Origin of the sequence: Acinetobacter lwoffii (assembly GCF_024129355.1) — a bacterium.
In the GTDB taxonomy this organism is placed as follows: Bacteria; Pseudomonadota; Gammaproteobacteria; order Pseudomonadales; family Moraxellaceae; genus Acinetobacter; species Acinetobacter lwoffii_I.
Genome location: NZ_JAMXXP010000085.1, coordinates 1 through 845, shown reverse-complemented (window position 1 = coordinate 845; position 845 = coordinate 1). Strand labels below are relative to the sequence as shown.

The window sequence follows — 845 nt, the reverse complement described above, 5'->3', positions numbered from 1 at the left end:
TAGGGCGTGTCCTCATTTGAAAAATTGGTTTTAAATACTTAAAATCCTCCTTTAAGCTCTTTTGATTTCTATATTTTTTCAATGGCACGTACTCTTCTCACCGATGATATCTGGCAGCAAATTCAAGATACTATGCGATTACACGGTTGTTACTGTTCAAAGAATAGTAGAAATATCATGGAAGCGATCTTATGGAAACTGCGTACAGGCGCCACATGGCGTGATATTCCCCAAGAATTTTGTCCTTGGCAAACTGCTTACAATCGCTTTAATCGTTGGGCAAGCAAGGGATTGTGGGATAAATTTTTTTTAGATTACGAGGCGTCTTGGATCAAGAATGGGTATTCATTGACGGAAGTTACATACGCGTGCATCAACATGCAAGTGGAGCTCGGCATGGTTTCGAAAGAGCAATTGGACAATCACGTGGTGGACGAACAACAAAAATACATCTTGCAACCGACGCGAATGGATTACCGATTGATTTTAAAATCACTGGGGGTGACGTCCACGACAGTCAAGTTGCAAAACAACTGATTGATACGGTAGACGAGGCAACTTATCTCATTGCTGATAAGGGGTATGATGCTGAGCACATTAGAATATATGCCAAGAACAAGAATATGATTCCCATTATTCCATTGAGATCAAACAGTAAGAGATCGAATAAGGAATTTGATAAATATCTATATAAATTAAGACATTTAGTTGAAAATGCTTTTGCGAGATTAAAACATTTCCGTGCTATTGCAACTCGATTTGATAAACTGGCACGCAATTATAAATCTATGATTCGTATAGCCTGTATATTTATTTGGTGCAAAGCCAAATGAGGACACACCCTA

1 protein-coding gene is annotated in these 845 nt (G+C 38.5%); it reads left to right on the top strand.

Annotation, left to right across the window (positions count from 1 at the left end):
• Positions 1–81 precede the first annotated feature (81 nt).
• A protein-coding gene (locus NI468_RS16050) for an IS5 family transposase (RefSeq protein WP_370981754.1) occupies positions 82–833 on the top strand; the annotation gives its coding sequence in 2 pieces (ribosomal slippage) (positions 82–316 and positions 316–833; 753 coding nt in all).
• Positions 834–845 lie beyond the last annotated feature (12 nt).